Raw genomic sequence first — 17354 nt, 5'->3', positions numbered from 1 at the left:
TGACTTATCTTTAATAAAAAAAGTGCATAAATTTTGAAAAAACAAAGTATTTCCTGTTTTTTAAATTGGGCTTTATTGTTAGTTTTTATGTTGGGGTATTCCCAAGATAACAAATCTTTTCATCAAAATACCAGACATACGTTTGCTGAAAAAATATACCTACAACTTAGTAACACCATTTTTGCAACAGGTGAAACTATTTGGTTTAAAGCTATTGTTACCAATACTTTAAATCAGCCCTCGAATATAAGTGGTATTTTACATATGGAGCTTATTGATTTTGATGAAAATATTGTGAAATCAAAAAAGCTTAAGCTAGAAAATGGTATAACAGATAGTTTTTTTGAGCTTGATGAAAGGTTATTTCCTGGACGTTATTTAATAAGAGCCTACACCACTTGGAATAGAAATTTTAAAGAGGATTTTATTTTCAAACAATACATAGATGTAGTCTCCTTAAAGATTTCTAATTCAAAAGAGGTTATCTCAGATATAGTAATTACAGAAACGAAAGAGAACCTACTAAAAATAGCTGCTACGATACATCCTGAAAGTATTAAAAACAACTATAATAAGGAGTTAAAAGTTTACCTTCAATCAGAAAAATTTCAGGACTCTATTGACGTTAAAAGAGAAAACCAGCAATACGCTTTTGAGTACACCTTACCTAAAGATCTAATAAATGTACAACTAAAGGTTAAGTTAGAAGACACCAAATTGAAGAACTTCAAACACAAGGCGGAAAGTACATACTCTAAAACCATTGCTTTAAATAAAGACTTTTTAGACTTGCAGTTTTTTCCAGAAGGCGGAAAAATGATAGATGGCTTTGTAAATAAAGTAGCTTATAAGGCCATAAATTATAAAGGGTTGGGAGCCGTTGTTAGTGGTTATATTGTGGATGAAACCGATAGTATAATTACACCTTTTACCACTAATAAACTAGGAATGGGATTTACATTTTTTAAGCCTGAAAAAAGTAAAACCTATTTTGGGAAAATTATAGGAGATAACAAAGTTGTTTATAAGTACCCGTTGCCAAAAGTAGAATCACAGGGTTACTTGTTAAACACCATAGAAACCAAAGAATTTATAAATTTAAAGATAAGAAGTAATGAAAAAAATAGTGATAGCCTATTTGTTCAATTAAGAAGTCGAGGCGCTTTAGTCCAAAAACATGCTTTTCTTTTAAAGAACGGAACACATGAAGCTCTAATTAAAAAAAGCCTACTCCCCAATGGCATTGTTAATATTACTTTGTTTAATGATAAGTATAACCCAATTTCAGAACGCTTATTTTTTAATTTCGATGAAGAAAAAATACTTAACGTAACAGCAAAAACTAACAAAAAACTTTATGAGCAACGTGATAAAACAGTTTTGAATATATCGGTTTTTGATAACCATAACCCTGTGGAGGCTAATTTTTCTGCATTGATATTAGATAAAAATAAATTGGGAGCTTTTCAAGAATATCAACCCAATATACTATCCTATTTTTTGTTGAATTCAGAATTAAAAGGATTTATTGAGAACCCCAACTATTATTTTAAAGATGATAACACCCTAAAAAAACGAGATTTAGAGGCGCTTATGCTCACACAGGGTTGGCGGGAGTATATTTATGATAACAATAGGATAGACAAAAACTTTGAATTTAAACCTGAATCAGATCTATTGTTGTCTGGAAGTGTTGGATCTATTTTTAATCAAAACAAACCACCTAAAAAGAATGTTGATCTGACTTTGATTACAAAACCTCCTTTAGCGGTGTATAAACAAGAAACGGATAGTTTAGGGAAGTTTACTTTTAATCTAGGAAACCATTATGCCGATGAACTGGAAGTACTTATTCAGTCTACCAATAGTAGGGGCAAGGCCAAAAGTTTCAACATTGAACTGGACAAGCCAATCCCTTCACCTAAAATAGCATATGAAAGAAAAGAAGTGACTGTATTACCTGATACCGTGGTCACTGAGTTTATAATAGATAAACGAGAAGAAAAACGAGCAGTAGCAGGTTTTAAACTCTCTGATGATACGGTAGAACTCGATGCGGTGGAACTTACAGGATACAATGTAACCCCAGAACGCGAAAAACTATTCAAATTGCACGGGCCTCCCGATGTGGTAATCGAGAACGAAGAACTGTTACAGGAGGAAGAGGAATGGATGTCTGGCCTTTACGACCTACTTCGTGTAAAATTTCCGGACGATATTTATTTCGAAAATGTACGTTATCCTTCTGAAGCTTTTGGGCTTAAACAAGATCCTTCTTTTACTCCAGTAGATACTATTGTTCCATCTCTTGAAGTTCCAAAAATTGCAGAAACCAATGTTGCTTTTGTATTTATTGATGGGGAAATAGTAGAAGGAATAGACTACCCATTGTTGCCCTTCCTCTCCGTAGAAAACATTAAAAGTGTTGAAATATTAAGAAAACCAAGTGGAGCTGTTTTACACTATTTTCAAGAGGCTTTTCCAAGAAATGGTTTTTTTGATAGACCTGCTATACCTTTAGTTGGGATTATAAGTATTTATACTTATGGAGGTGTTGGCATGTCTGCTCTGTCATCACCAAAAGGGATATACAAAGGAAAAATTTCTGGATTCTCAGTTAAACGTGAGTTTTATGCGCCTAAATATGATGTTTTAAAACCAGAAGATTGGGATATACCAGATTTACGTTCTTTAATTCACTGGGAGCCTTCAATCTACACCAACAAAAAAGGAGAGGCGCAAATTGAATTTTATAACGACGATGGTATTGGCGACAAAAAAATAATTATTGAAGCCATTACACCCGATGGTAAAATAGGGTATTATGAAACTTTATACACAGTTGAGAAGAAATTAGATAATAACTAAGAAAGCAACTTCACAACATCTTTTGCATCCCTTTGAATGCTTACCTTTAGGCAGACACGGCCCTCAGGGTATTAACTATATTTTTTACTAATAAATTAATTTTACGACATCCTTGGCGAAGTAAGATGCTATAACGTCTGCCCCAGCGCGTTTAAAAGCCATAGTAGTTTCCATCATAATTTGGTCGTGGTCTAACCAACCTTTTTCGGCAGCGGCTTTTATCATGGCATACTCTCCAGAAACCTGATAAACAGCTACAGGTACATCGACATCATTTTTTATTTCTCTCACAATATCTAAATATGAAATACCAGGTTTTACCATAACAATGTCTGCACCTTCGTCGATATCCATTTCAGTTTCACGTACAGCTTCAAATCTGTTGGCATAGTCCATTTGGTAGGTTTTTTTGTCTTTTGGAATATCTTGAATATCCACAGGAGCAGAATCTAAAGCATCACGGAAAGGCCCATAGAATGCCGAAGCGTATTTAGCCGAATAACTCATAATACCTGTATTGATAAAGCCTTCATCTTCTAAAGCCTCCCGTATGGTTAAAATACGACCATCCATCATATCGCTTGGTGCTATAAAATCGGCTCCTGCTTGAGCATGTGATACACTCATTTCGGCTAAGACTTCAGCAGTTTCATCGTTAATAATTTGTCCGTTTTCAATAATGCCATCATGCCCATAAGCAGAATAAGGATCCAAAGCCACATCGGTCATTACTAACATATCCGGACACACATTTTTAACAGTTTTGATGGCACGTTGCATGAGTCCGTTGGGATTTAGGGCTTCTTTTCCTGCATTGTCTTTTAAGTTGTCTGGTACTTTTACAAAAAGCAATACCGATTTTAATCCCAATTTCCAAAGTTCCTTTACCTCGTTTTCCAGTAAATCTAAACTATACCGAAAGTAGTTGGGCATAGATGGAATTTCATCTTTCACACCTTTGCCTTCAACCACAAATAGTGGTACTAAAAAATCGTTTGGGGTTATGATGGTTTCACGAACTAAGGAGCGAATGGCTTCGTTGGTTCTTAATCTTCTATTTCTTCTAAGTGGATACATTGCGTAAATGTTTATTTGTTAATACGTTTATTTGTTAACCCAATCAACAGGATTTTGTAAAACGGCTATTAATTTTTCTTCATCACTCCCAGTTTCTGGGTGGTGGTCGTACACCCATTGTACATGCGGCGGTAAACTCATTAAAATACTTTCTATACGACCGTTGGTTTTCAATCCAAATAATGTGCCTTTGTCATGTACTAAATTGAATTCTACATAACGTCCGCGACGGATTTCTTGCCAGTCGCGTTGTGCTTCGGTATATGGCAATGCTTTTCGTTTTTCAACAATAGGCACATATGCCTCTAAGAAACTATCGCCCACTTCGGTTACAAAGTTATACCAATTTTCCATTGTCATGGTTTCTGAAACTTTACAATAATCGAAAAATAGTCCGCCTATGCCTCTGCCTTCGTTACGGTGAGCATTGTAAAAGTATTCATCACAACGTTTTTTATACATTGGATAAAACTCCGGATTGTGTTTGTCACAAGCAGTTTTACAGATTTGATGAAAGTGTTTAGCATCTTCTTCAAACAGATAATAAGGTGTTAAATCTTGTCCGCCACCAAACCATTGGTCTATAATTTCTCCTGGCTCACCTGCCCTGAGCGGAGTCGAAGGGTACATTTCAAAATAACGCCAATTTGCATGAACGGTTGGCACCATTGGATTTTTTGGATGTAACACCAAACTCAGTCCACAGGCAAAAAAATCGACATCGCCTACTTTAAAATATGCTTGCATAGATTTAGGAAGTTTCCCATGAACACCTGAAATATTTACACCACCTTTTTCAAAAACGTTACCGTTTTCAATCACGCGAGTACGCCCACCGCCGCCTTCTGGTCGTTTCCAAATATCTTCTTGAAATTTAGCTTTTCCATCAATGTCTTCCAGTTTAGAAGTAATGCGGTCTTGCAGGTTTTGTATGTATTGGTAGAATTTATCTTTCATTGATTGATTGATTGTCTTTCAAACCTACAAGTTCTTTGAGACCTTTCAGGTTAAGTGAAGAATTAGAGTTTTCATGACCTGCAAGGTTTTCAAAACCTTGTAGGTCTTCTTTATGCGCGTATTGAAAATTATCAATATCTTCAAATAAGCCTAAGATATATTCTTTTTCTTTAGCTACTGTGTTTTCTAAATAAGAATGAAAAGAAGTGAATTCATAGTTTTCAAAATTTTCAACTAACCCATGATTTTCGGGGTTTTTATGAACATAGATAATTAAATTTTTCAGGTAATTTTCATCTTGTATTTTTTTTCTTTTGAAGTGTTTTTCAAAGAGGCTTCCAGTTCTATTTTGTTGTTTATTATAAGCTTTAGCGTAAGCATTAAAGAGATTTGAAAATGATTGGATTGCTAATGATTCTTCCGAAATAATTTTTACAACTAGATGAAAATGATTGTTCATCAAACAATATGCAATAATATCAACTTTATTATTTAAATGTTTTTCAATCAATTTTAAGAAATAAAACATATTATCTTCATTCTGAAAAATAATATCGCTGTTAATTCCTCGATTAAAAATATGATAATAATGATCTTTTTCTAATATTTCGAGGTTCATTTTAATCTTTAGATTTAGACCTACAAGGTTTTTAAAACCTCGCAGGTCTTAATTAAGCTTATAGGTTAAATATTTACTCAATCTCTTTATACAATTCATACAAATCCATATCCAACGGCGCTTCTCCTGGAGGTGTATGTTCGTTTTTTAATGTTTTAATGTATGTGAAATTACAATTATCCGCAACTTTCACACTGCCTATATTACTTTTATGTACAATAATTTGAAGTGTTTCTATACCTAAATTTTCAAAAGCATATTCTGATAGTTGCTGAATAGCCTCCGTCATGATGCCTTTGCCTTCAACATTATAATCAATACAATAAGCAAATTCGCCCTGTTTTTTAGTCCAATCAAGCGCTTTGATATAAACTAAACCGACTAACTTATTAGATTCATTTTTCTTAATAGTAAATAGAAATTCTGCTTTAGTGTTGAATTGTTTTACTTTCTTTTGAACAAAAATATTCGATAAATCTGGGGTTAAATTTTGCTCTAAAGTTTTAGGAAAATAGCGCTTTAAACGGTCTTCATTGGCTACAATTAGATTACAGATGTTCCATGCGTCTTTTAATTCTATTGGTGATATGTAATACGACCCAAATTTAAGCTGCATGTACAGGTTTGTTTTTAAGTTGAAGTACTTCTACTGTTCGTATTGAAGCTGCTGTAACCGATAATGGTAATACTAAAATAACACCAATAACAGGAATTAATAAAAACAGAATAAACACAATACCATTGCCAATGGCTAAACCACGATGCTTGCGCACAAATTGTAGGCTTTCTTTATATTGAAAGTGACGTTCTAATGTATAATCCATATTACCAAAACCTGCATAATAGGCTTGCACCATAAACAACAAAACGGTTGAAAAAATATTGACAATAGGAATGAACTTTAAAAGTAAAATAGGAATAGTAAGTAGTAATTCCATTAATAAGTTTCTACCATTAATGCGGATACCACGCCAAAGTTGTTGCATAAAGGTAGTGTCTCTATGTGAATGCAGTGGGTTTCCTGTAAAGTGAGCTTCAATTTTTTCTGAAACGGGACTCATAAAAGGCGCTGATAATGCCATTATGATGTGTTTAAAGAGAATAAGACCGATAACTATAATAACAAGTCCGCCTATAAAATTACTAATAGACGAAAAGGCGTCCTTACCCCAATCCCAAATCCAAATTTTTGAAATGAAGCCACCTATATTATCTGATAATCCATAAGCTGATCCAAAAATAATAATCGCTGTTACAAAACTAATAAGCATAGGAATAGCAAAATACTTCCAGAGTTTTAATTTTGAAATTAAACTGAAAGCACCGAAGTATGCTTTAATTCCAGAAATGATGTTTTTTATCATAGTCTAAACCGCTATATCATCCTTTAAAAACGAAGTTTCATTCTCGTCTTTTGTACTTCTAGACCAAATAGCCAAACCAAAAGTTAATACACCTAATCTCCCTATAAACATTAATACAATTATAACAATTTTACCAAATGTATTAATGTCTCCAGTAATGCCTGTGCTGATTCCTACTGTTCCTAAGGCTGAAGCTACTTCAAATAATATGTTTTCAAATTTAAAATCGTTTGTAATGGTAATCAAAAATGTACCAATTAAAATAATAACTGTATAAAAAATAAAGGCTGATGTGGCAATATATAGCCTTTCAAACGGAATTATTCTCCCTAAGAATGATATGTTTTTACTGCCCGTTAACTGACTTTTCATTATAGCGAATACAGCGGTTAATGTTGTTATTTTTATACCTCCAGCAGTTCCTGAAGGTGATGCACCTATATACATTAAAAAGATACAAATAAGCATAATAGCTTGTGTAAACAAACCAAAATCTACAGTGTTAAATCCAACCGTTGTCATTGCTGTCATAGTTTGAAAAAATGCGCCTAAAAAACGTGATGAACCCGATAGCTCTGAAATAGTAGGCTCAAAGAAATAAAAGAATGTTGTTCCGAAAGTTAGCAGTATTAAAAAACCGTACAGAATAATTTTGGTTGTAAAACTAAGTTCGTGTGCTTTCTTCTTTATCCATAAACCAAAGTCGGTAATCACAATAAACCCTAAAGAACCACAAATAGCAAGCATGGATATAATGAAATTGATGAAATGGTCATCAACATAATCCATAAAGCTATTGTTGAACAAGCTAAAACCAGCGGTACAAAACGTGCTCACACTGTGAAATACTGAAGACCAAACAGCTTCCCAAAGTGGCATACCATTACTTTCAAAAGCTATAAAAAATAGAATTGCTCCGATAAGTTCCATAATTAAAGTAAAGAGAATTACGGATTTTATAAAGTCGTTAATCTTTATGGTTTTTGGTAATGTAAATTCTGTAGAGAGAATTTTTTTGTGCCATAGGGTCATTTTTCTGGTGGTAGATAGCAACATAAATGTAGTAAAGGTTAAGTAACCAATACCACCAAGTTGAATCAAAATCATGATAATTAACTGACCAAAAAAATTGTAAGTATCAAAAATTGAAACCGTCACTAATCCCGTTGTTGAGACAGCCGAAGTTGAAATAAATAAGTGATCTAAAATAGAGGCATTTCCTTTTTGAAAAATCGGCAGGCATAGTAGAATGAAACCTAAAATAATATATGTTGAAAACCCATAAAACAAATTTTGTTGTGGTGTCCAACCCTTTTTTAATAAGGCATATTTTTTAGCAAGCTGCTGAAATTTATTAGGCATGACTCTACATATTATACTCTTTTACAGCATCAATAAACGCCTTGGCATTGTCTAAGCCAATGTTTGGCAAAATACCATGACCTAAGTTTACAATGTATTTATCTTTACCAAACTCATTAATCATTTGGGTTACCATTTTTTTAATGTCTGCAGGAGGTGATAACAATCTAGCGGGGTCAAAATTTCCTTGTAACGTAATGTTTCCACCCGTTAAATAACGCGCGTTTCGGGGAGAACAGGTCCAATCTACCCCTAAAGCAGAAGCATTACTCTTTGCCATGTCTCCAAGCGCAAACCAACATCCTTTACCAAAGGCAATAACAGGTGCATCATCTTTAAGCGCTTCAATAATTTGATTGATATATTGCCAAGAAAATTCTTGATAATCTACAGGAGACAACATGCCCCCCCAAGAATCGAATACTTGAACAGCATTAACCCCAGCTTTCACCTTTTCTTTTAAATATGCAATGGTGGTATCGGTTATTTTTTGAAGCATTTGGTGTGCTGCTACTGGGTTTGTAAAACAGAATTCTTTGGCTTTATCAAACGTTTTACTACCTTGACCTTGCACACAGTAGCAAAGAATCGTCCAAGGTGAACCAGCAAAACCAATTAGTGGAATGTCATCATTTAATAATTCCTTGGTGGCTTTTATGGCTTGATAAACATAATCTAATTCAACTTTTACATCTGGAACGATAACGTTATCAACATCTTTCTGAGAGCGGACAGGATTAGGTAGGTAAGGGCCAAAATTAGGTTTCATTTGCACCTCAATATTCATGGCCTGAGGAATTACCAAAATGTCACTGAATAAAATAGCAGCATCCATGCCGTACCTACGAATAGGTTGCACGGTAATTTCACTTGCTAATTCTGGCGTTTGGCAACGTGTAAAAAAGTCGTATTTCTCACGAATGGCCATGAATTCTGGCAAATAACGCCCTGCTTGACGCATCATCCATACTGGTGGACGGTCTACGGTTTCACCTTTTAATGCTCTTAAAAATAAATCGTTTTTTATCATAGTTAGCGTTTAGCTTTTGGCTTTTAGCTATTAGCTGAAAAGCATTAACTGTTTTTAATTTTATGTATTAAACTATTTATCATTTTTGCTTCTTTTTGGACTAAAGTAAAAATGGATTCTAGTTCTTATTCTTCTATAAATTTTAATTCTTGTACAATTATAAGTTGGGTTTCTACTTCAAACAGAGAGCCAATTGCAATCTCAAGAAATCGTTTAAACTCTACTTCGCTGTTTCTGCTACATCCTTCAGCAATATTTGACGGAACTGAAACCGCCGCTCTTGTAATCTGACTTCTTAAACCAAACTTTTCTTCTGAAGGTAATTTGTTGGATAATTGGTATATCTGCTTTACCAGTTCAATTCCGTTCTTCCATATGTCTAGTTTTCTAAAATCTCTCATCGTACTAAGCTGTTGGTTGTTGGCCTTTAGCTGTTAGATCTATTTTACGTTACAGTAGTAGTAACAAAAGCTAAAAGCCAATGGCTAATAGCTACAAAACGTAGTGCTCATTGACTAATTCAATCACACTTTCAACCGTTGGGACTTTAGCAATTTTAACCTCTTTAAAGTGCTTACGAGCTTCCTTAGCCGTGGTTTCTCCAATGCAAAACGCAACAATGTCTTTATCGTTTTTCTGCTTGTAACTTTGAACGGTTGACGGACTGTAAAACATCACACTATCTATAGAATCGTCAAGTTCTACCGCATCAAATTTGGTTTGGTAGGCTTCCACCTCATTCACCTTGATATGATTTTTTTCTAAAATACTCGGTAAATCATCCAACCTTAAGTTACTACAGAAGTAAGTTACTTGAGTTCCTTCAATAAATTCAACTAAATACTCTGCTAAGGCCTTCGCATTTTTTTCAGAATGTGTAACCTTACCAATTTTATTTTCAACAAGGCGTTTTGTGCGTCTGCCAACACAATAAATATTTTTAAACCGTAATTCTTCTGATGAAAAATTGGTTAATAATGCCTCTACAGCATTTTTACTCGTAATAATAACATTTTGAATTTCTTCTTTTACAATATGATTGTGAATTCTATTGGGGTTTGTTTTTATGAAATCTGAACTATCAACGTTTACTTTTTCATTAAACAACAATCGTTGGTCTTCTGTTAAAGATTTGGTAGAATACACATTGGTTTTTTTGCCTTCACTTTTAATGTAATCCATTAAACGTTTACCACCCCGTTCAATGATATAGTTGGATGCATTTTCTGCAATATCATGATGTTTTCCTAACTTTTGAACACTTTTTACTTCAATTTTTTTGGAACCATCTTTACTTAAAAGTACCCCTTTAAAAGTTACTTCATCATCTTTAATTCTAGCCAAAGCACCTATAGGGGCGGTACAACCACCCTCTAGTTTGTTTAGAAACTCGCGCTCAATGGAAGTGCATATTTCGGTTTCTTCATGGTTTAATTGGGCACAAGCTTCTATGGCAAAATCATTGTCTTGATGTGCCGCAATCATAATGGCACCCTGAGCAGGCGCAGGTATCATCCAATCTAGGTTGATAGATTCGTCGGGTCTAATACCAATTCTACCAATACCCGCAGCTGCAAAAATAGCGCCGTTCCAATTATTGTCTTTTAATTTTTGAAGACGGGAATTAACATTGCCTCGTAAATCTACAATGGTGTGTGTTGGGTATCGATTAAGCCATTGTGCTCGTCTACGTAAACTTCCAGTAGCAACAACAGCCTCTTTAGCACTTAAAAACTCTTCGTTGTTTTTAAAAACGAGGGTGTCATTAACATTACCACGTTTTAAAACAGCCACTTGTTTTATACTTTTTGGTAAAATGGTAGGTACATCTTTAAGAGAATGTACCGCTATATCAATATCATGATTTAATAAAGCAATGTCAAGGGTTTTGGTGAAAATACCTGTAATTCCTAACTCGTAAAGAGGCTTGTCAAGAACAATATCTCCAGTAGATTTTACGGGGACTAGTTCTGCTTTGTATCCTAAGTTTTCAAGAAGTTGTTGTACGGTTTTAGCTTGCCATAGAGCTAATTCACTATCGCGTGTACCAATTTTTATGATTTTAGACATTGACTTTTGGAGATTCTTCTAGTTGAAATACTTTTTTTATGAGTTCCAAACTATCGTCTGTTGAAATATTGTCATCCTTCAAATGATGAGCGAAGTGATTTGTTATTTTCTGAATGATATTTTTACTAATGATATTCGCTTGCTCTTCATTAAAATCAGATAATTTTTTTCGTTGAGTGTCTAATTCTGCAGATGCAAAATCAGCAAGCTTGTGTTTTAAAGCTTTGATAGTAGGAGCAAATTTTCTGGTTTCTAACCAAGCGTTGAACTCGTTATTGACTTCATTGATAATTTCTTCTGCCTGAGGGATATACTCCTTACGTTTTTCTAAAGTCTCATCAGTCATTTGAGATAAATAGTCTAAATGCACCAAGGTCACGTTTGATAATTCCTCAACGTTTTCATTAACATTTTTAGGTATTGATAAATCAAGAATTAACAGTGGTTTTTGAGACTGAATAATATGTTTATCAATGGTTGGTCTGTGAGCTCCAGTTGCTACAATTAGAATGTCAGAATTGCTAAGTTCTTCTTGAAGATTGGCATAATCCTTAACAATAAGATTGAATTTTCCTGCAACACGTTCTGCTTTATCTTTTGTTCTATTGATTAGAGTAATATGCTCATTCTTGGTATGCTTTACCAAATTTTCACAGGTGTTTCTTCCTATTTTACCGGTTCCGAAGAGTAAAATATTCTTATTAGAAACATTTTTAATGTTTTTCAAAATGTATTGAACAGAAGCAAAAGAGACCGATGTTGCTCCAGAAGATAACTCAGTTTCAGTTTTAATACGCTTACTAGCTTGAATAACAGCGTTTGTTAAACGCTCTAGGAATGGATTTAGTAAATCATATTTTTTAGAAAGGTTAGCACTAGACTTTAGCTGACTAATAATTTCAAAATCACCCAAAATCTGGCTGTCAAGTCCGGAGCCTACTCTAAACATATGATTAATAGCTTCTTTGTTTTTATAAACGTAAGCTACTTCTTGAAACTCATCAACGGTACCTTCAGTATTATCACATAATAATTTTATCAATTGAAACGGATGTTCTGAAAAACCATAAATTTCTGTACGGTTACAGGTGGATGTTACCACTAAACTTTCAATATGACTATCTTTGGCCTGTTGCAATAAATCAAGTCTGGCATCATCACTTAAACTAAAGTGACCACGTATTTTAGCATCAGCTTTTTTGTAACTTAAACCAATTGCGTAAAAGTTTTTGCTCCTAGAAATGTTATACCTGTGCATAATTAATACGACTATACGAAACAAAAATAGAATCATAGTTTAAAAAAAAATAACGCTCAAAGAACTTTTAGTATCGTTTTAAGTTTTTTGAAGTTTTTTTGTAAAAAAACATGATAAATGTCATATTTTTACAGTATAATCAACGACTTTCAAGACTTTAATGTAGAACGATTCTAAATAAGAGTCAAAAAATAAACAATAAAATGAGTGTAAAAAGTGTCGCCAAAAGTACTTTTGATGAAATAAATGTTGATGAAGGAGTTTTAGTTTTAACTTTTAAAAACGAAAAAAATGTCGTTCAAAGCGCTACAAAAGAGATAGATAGCTCTTTTATTCAATTTCATTTTTGTGTTAAAGGGAGCGCTAAATTTGTTTTTAATCAAGGGCACTATATGTTAGACATTTATGAGGAGAATTCTTTGCTGTTATATAATCCGCAACGGGAATTACCTATTAACTTACAAGTAGAACCAAATTCATGGATAGTCTCTATTTTGATTTCAATTAAAAAGTTTCACGGTTTATTTTCAACAGAAGCAGATCATATTTTGTTTTTAAATGAAGATAACAAAGACAAAAAATATTATAAAGATGGTGTGATTACACCCTCCATGGCCATTGTGTTAAATCAATTAATTAATTATAATTTAAGCAGTTCTATCAAGCATATTTACTTCAAAGGAAAAGCTTATGAATTATTGAGTTTGTATTTCAATAGAAGTGAAGATGCTAATGTTGAACAGTGTCCTTTTTTAGTGGACGAAGCTAACGTAATTAAGATTAGAAATGCTAAGGATATTATTGTTTCTAGGATGGCAGAACCACCAAGTTTACAGGAATTAGCTGATGAAATTGGATTAAGCCTAAAGAAATTAAAAGAAGGATTCAAGCAAATTTATGGAGATTCGGTATTTAGTTTCTTGTTTGATTACAAAATGGAAGTTGCACGAAAATTATTGGAAGCTGGAGAAGACAATGTTAATGAAGTTGGACATAAAGTTGGTTACAGTACCGCAAGTCATTTTATAGCTGCTTTTAAAAAGAAATATGGTACCACACCCAAAAAGTATATTATGTCTTTAAACTAATTTTGTTGTATTTTGTAAGCAAGTGTTCTTTATTTAGGTGTTTTTTGTTATATTTAGGTTTTTATAGCATAAATCTATAACCCAAAACTACATAAAAATGAAATTTCTATCACCTGAAATCGAGGCTTTATACAAGCTATATTATGGAAGCACCAATGAAAAATCTTTGATAAGGCAAAGTTCTTCTTGCGGTATTTTTCAAGATTGTAACTATTCTAAGAAAAAACCATTTCCTTTTTATCAGAAAAGAAAAAAGAAATCATAGTTTAAATCTATGATGCTAGCTTTAAGTTAAGAATTTGTGTTGTATTTTTACAACATGAAATGAACACAAATAAGTTTAATTTGTTGTTTGCCGACCGAAGTATTAAATTTTTTGTGAAAGCATAGCGGTTGATCTAAGCAGAAAAATTTTATTTGTTTCATTATCAGGAAATAAAATTTTTCGATTAGATGAAAAAAGGTGTTTTACTTGTAAATTTGGGTTCTCCAGATAGCCCAAACCCTAAAGACGTCAAAAAATATTTAGGGGAATTTTTAATGGACGAAAGAGTTATTGATATTCCTTATGCTGCAAGGGCATTATTGGTAAGAGGAATTATTTTAAAAACACGTCCAAAAGCTTCGGCAGCAGCCTACAAGAAAATTTGGTGGGAAGAAGGTTCTCCGCTTATTGTAATCTCAAAAAGACTTCAGGACAAAATAAAAAAACAGGTTGATATTCCCGTTGCCCTTGCAATGCGATATGGTAGTATGACCATTGAAAAAGGGTTAAGAGAATTGGTTGATCAAGGTGTTGATGAGGTTTTATTATTTCCACTATATCCACAATTTGCCATGGCTACCACTGAAACCATTTTGGTTAAAGCTGAGGAAATAAGAAAGATGCATTTTCCCAATTTAAAAATAGAATCTGTTCCAGCATTTTACAATAAATCAGATTATATAGAAGTACTTTCAAACTCAATCAAAAGACATTTAGAAGGTAAGACATATGAACATTTATTGTTCTCCTATCATGGTGTGCCTGAGCGACACATCAGAAAAAGTGATATTACAAAATCTCATTGTAAAATAAATGGAAATTGCTGTGTAACCCCAAGTAAAGCGCATGAGTTTTGTTACAGGCACCAGTGTTTAGAAGTTACGCGTTTGGTGGCTGAGAAGCTTCAGCTACAGGAAGGTGCCTACTCAACATCTTTTCAATCTCGTTTAGGTTTTGACCCCTGGTTACAGCCTTACACAGATAGAACCATTGAGCGTTTAGGGAAAGGGGGCTTAAAAAATATGGCTATTGTTACACCTGCCTTTGTTAGTGATTGTCTTGAGACTCTAGAAGAAATTGCTATGGAAGGTCAAGAAATTTTCCATGAAATGGGTGGACATGAGTTTACAACAATTCCTTGTTTAAATGATGATGATGACTTTGTGAATTTATTGTCTAACTGGATAACAAACTGGAATACAAAATAAAGCCTATGGATTATTATTTCTATCTAAAAGCGTTTCATCTCATTTTTGTAATTACTTGGTTTGCAGGTTTATTTTATATTCCAAGACTTTTTGTATATCAAATAGAAGCTTTTGAAAAACCATCACCAGAGAAAGAAATTTTAGGAAAGCAGCTTAAAATTATGGCAAAACGCTTGTGGTATATTATTACATGGCCATCGGCCATTTTGTGTACAGTTTTTGCTGTTGTATTACTTATTATTAATCCGGCTTTATTGCAGCAATCATGGATGCATGTTAAACTATTTTTTATTGTATTATTATTTGTGTATCACTTTTTAACACATAAATATTACAAACAGTTACAGACAGATACTTGTAAAAAATCGTCGAGCTACATGCGGATATGGAATGAGGGCGCTACCTTTATCTTGTTTGCAGTTATCTTTTTAGTTGTTCTTAAAAGTAGTATTAACTGGATTTGGGGTATTATTGGAATGCTGATTCTAGCAGTTTTAATCATGCTTGGATTTAAATTATACAAACAATTTAGAGAGAAAAATCCAGACGCCTAAAAAACTCGAAATTTCAAAGCCAAATTACCAACAGAGCAACTTCATTTTAAATTTTTATTTTTTTAAAAACTGGAATTTAGCACATTGAGTTTTTTGGTGTGATAATTGCTATATTTAAGCATTAAATCATTAAATGAACTTAAAAAAGCTTTCTTTACGGACTCGTATTTTTTTGGCCATGATACTTCTGGTACTAATGGCATCGGTACTAATTTCTGCGGTAGCTATTTACCAGTATAAAGAGCAAAGTCATGATTACCACAAAGCGCGTTTAGAGCGCAAAGAACAAAGTATTCAAACAGATCTTAAGCAGTTTTTAAATGGGCGTTATAACACTTGGGAAATTAAAACAGAAAACCTTGCATATATCTTTAAAGATGAAATTTATAACATAGCCAATATCCATAAACTTCAAATTAATCTTTATGACCTAGATGGAGGACTTTTAATTTCATCAAAGGCAAACTTACAAGGCGATATTGAAGAAAAATGTATAGATGCTGAAATATTAAATGCTATTTTCAATACCGTTGAATTTAACAGTACCTTAGAAATATCAAGACATAGATATGTTCATAACCTTAACGAAAATGGAGAGTATTTTCAGTCTTCATATACATTTCTGTTAGATAAAAATTCCAAACCCTTAGCCATATTAAACCTTCCTTACTTAGAGAAAAGTGATTTTCTTGAAATGGAACTTATGGAGTTTTTAAAGCGTATTGGGTTTGCGTTTATATTAATACTCTTAGCAGCCATAGCTATTGCCTTTTTGCTATCTAAATTTATAACAAAGTCATTACAAAATATAAGTGATAAAATTATTTCTACAAGATTAGAAAAACACAATAAAAAAATTGAGATTGGTGATACCAGTGATGAAATATCCATTTTGGTAAATTCCTATAATAGTATGATTGATGAGCTTGAAGAAAGTGCAGTACAATTGGCAAGAAGTGAGCGGGAACAAGCTTGGAGAGAAATGGCTAAACAGGTGGCGCACGAAATTAAAAATCCGTTAACCCCTATGCGATTAACGGTACAGAATTTTCAAAGAAAGTTTGACCCCACAGACCCTAATATCAATGAAAAATTAGATGAATACAGTAAAACCTTAATTCAGCAAATTGATACCATGAGCTCCATAGCATCGGCGTTTTCAAATTTTGCCAAAATGCCAGCGCAACAAAATGAAACCTTGAATGTGGTTGAAATCATTAAGTTGGCATTGGATATTTTTAATGAAGATTATATTTTTTTTACTTCAGATTACAAAGAAATTATCGCTAAATTTGATAGGACTCAGCTCATAAGAGTCGTAACCAATTTGGTGAAAAATGGTATTCAAGCAATGCCTGAAAATCAAATTCCAAGAATAGCCATACATGTTACTACTAAAGGCGATAATGTTTTATTAACGGTAGCAGATAATGGTTCTGGTGTTTCTGAGGAAAACAAAAGCAAGGTGTTTGAGCCCAAATTTACCACCAAAACCAGTGGTATGGGTCTTGGCTTAGCTATGGTAAAAAACATTGTAGAAACTTATAAAGGGTCCATAACGTTTGAGTCTGTTAAAGATAAAGGCACTACGTTTAAGGTAATGTTTCCTAAAGAGTAAAATCCCTGTGTAAGCA

The 17354-nt window shown here is 33.3% G+C and carries 16 protein-coding genes; 6 read left to right on the top strand and 10 right to left on the bottom strand.

The genetic code is table 11. From position 1 onward, the window contains the following. The first annotated feature begins 33 nt into the window (after positions 1-33). Positions 34-2868: a hypothetical protein gene (locus tag DFQ02_RS06815; RefSeq protein ID WP_116040250.1), complete on the top strand. Its 2835-nt coding sequence runs from the start codon at positions 34-36 to the stop codon at positions 2866-2868. An 87-nt stretch (positions 2869-2955) separates the two neighbouring features. Here the strand turns inward: DFQ02_RS06815 and hemB are convergent, their stop codons facing one another. From hemB to hemA, 10 genes are all read right to left on the bottom strand, one after another. Continuing rightward, positions 2956-3945, bottom strand: coding sequence for a porphobilinogen synthase (gene hemB / locus DFQ02_RS06810; RefSeq protein WP_116040249.1), 990 nt, complete (start codon positions 3943-3945; stop codon positions 2956-2958). Between the two features lie 27 nt (positions 3946-3972). Then, entirely contained in the window at positions 3973-4902 is a 930-nt protein-coding gene (gene hemF / locus DFQ02_RS06805) for an oxygen-dependent coproporphyrinogen oxidase (RefSeq protein ID WP_116040248.1), read from the bottom strand. Then, positions 4892-5521, bottom strand: coding sequence for a transposase (locus DFQ02_RS06800; protein WP_116040247.1), 630 nt, complete (start codon positions 5519-5521; stop codon positions 4892-4894). The genes hemF and DFQ02_RS06800 overlap by 11 nt, the downstream gene beginning before the upstream one ends. A 73-nt stretch (positions 5522-5594) precedes the next feature. Beyond that, the gene (locus DFQ02_RS06795) at positions 5595-6137 is read right to left on the bottom strand and encodes a GNAT family N-acetyltransferase (protein ID WP_116040246.1); all 543 of its coding nucleotides are present in this window, start codon (positions 6135-6137) and stop codon (positions 5595-5597) included. After that, entirely contained in the window at positions 6127-6885 is a 759-nt protein-coding gene (locus DFQ02_RS06790) for an EI24 domain-containing protein (RefSeq protein WP_116040245.1), read from the bottom strand. The genes DFQ02_RS06795 and DFQ02_RS06790 overlap by 11 nt, the downstream gene beginning before the upstream one ends. A 3-nt stretch (positions 6886-6888) precedes the next feature. Next, a complete protein-coding gene (locus tag DFQ02_RS06785; RefSeq protein ID WP_116040244.1) occupies positions 6889-8247 on the bottom strand; it encodes a TrkH family potassium uptake protein in 1359 nt (452 codons plus the stop codon). Positions 8248-8251: 4 nt separating this feature from the next. Beyond that, complete coding sequence (hemE, locus tag DFQ02_RS06780) at positions 8252-9277, bottom strand: uroporphyrinogen decarboxylase (RefSeq protein WP_116040243.1); 1026 nt, start codon at positions 9275-9277, stop codon at positions 8252-8254. 125 nt (positions 9278-9402) lie between these two features. After that, a complete protein-coding gene (locus DFQ02_RS06775; RefSeq protein WP_317124691.1) occupies positions 9403-9678 on the bottom strand; it encodes a four helix bundle protein in 276 nt (91 codons plus the stop codon). Between the two features lie 91 nt (positions 9679-9769). Continuing rightward, the gene (hemC, locus tag DFQ02_RS06770) at positions 9770-11347 is read right to left on the bottom strand and encodes a hydroxymethylbilane synthase (protein WP_116040242.1); all 1578 of its coding nucleotides are present in this window, start codon (positions 11345-11347) and stop codon (positions 9770-9772) included. Further along, positions 11340-12605, bottom strand: a complete 1266-nt coding sequence (gene hemA / locus DFQ02_RS06765; RefSeq protein WP_116040241.1) for a glutamyl-tRNA reductase — start codon at positions 12603-12605, stop codon at positions 11340-11342. The genes hemC and hemA overlap by 8 nt, the downstream gene beginning before the upstream one ends. Positions 12606-12808: 203 nt before the next feature. Here hemA and DFQ02_RS06760 point away from each other — a divergent pair, with 203 nt between their 5' ends. The 5 genes from DFQ02_RS06760 to DFQ02_RS06745 all read left to right on the top strand — a co-directional run bounded on the left by DFQ02_RS06760 (position 12809) and on the right by DFQ02_RS06745 (position 17338). Beyond that, entirely contained in the window at positions 12809-13693 is an 885-nt protein-coding gene (locus tag DFQ02_RS06760; RefSeq protein WP_116040240.1) for a helix-turn-helix transcriptional regulator, read from the top strand. A gap of 97 nt (positions 13694-13790) precedes the next feature. After that, complete coding sequence (locus tag DFQ02_RS15190) at positions 13791-13958, top strand: hypothetical protein (protein ID WP_181896368.1); 168 nt, start codon at positions 13791-13793, stop codon at positions 13956-13958. Between the two features lie 188 nt (positions 13959-14146). Continuing rightward, the gene (hemH, locus tag DFQ02_RS06755) at positions 14147-15166 is read left to right on the top strand and encodes a ferrochelatase (RefSeq protein ID WP_116040239.1); all 1020 of its coding nucleotides are present in this window, start codon (positions 14147-14149) and stop codon (positions 15164-15166) included. A 5-nt stretch (positions 15167-15171) separates the two neighbouring features. Further along, entirely contained in the window at positions 15172-15720 is a 549-nt protein-coding gene (locus DFQ02_RS06750; protein WP_116040238.1) for a CopD family protein, read from the top strand. A 133-nt stretch (positions 15721-15853) separates the two neighbouring features. Beyond that, entirely contained in the window at positions 15854-17338 is a 1485-nt protein-coding gene (locus DFQ02_RS06745; RefSeq protein ID WP_116040237.1) for a sensor histidine kinase, read from the top strand. Positions 17339-17354: the final 16 nt, after the last annotated feature.

The sequence above is a fragment of the Seonamhaeicola aphaedonensis genome (genome assembly GCF_003386195.1).
Classification (GTDB): Bacteria; Bacteroidota; Bacteroidia; order Flavobacteriales; family Flavobacteriaceae; genus Seonamhaeicola; species Seonamhaeicola aphaedonensis.
This window is presented reverse-complemented; position numbering and strand designations above follow the sequence as displayed.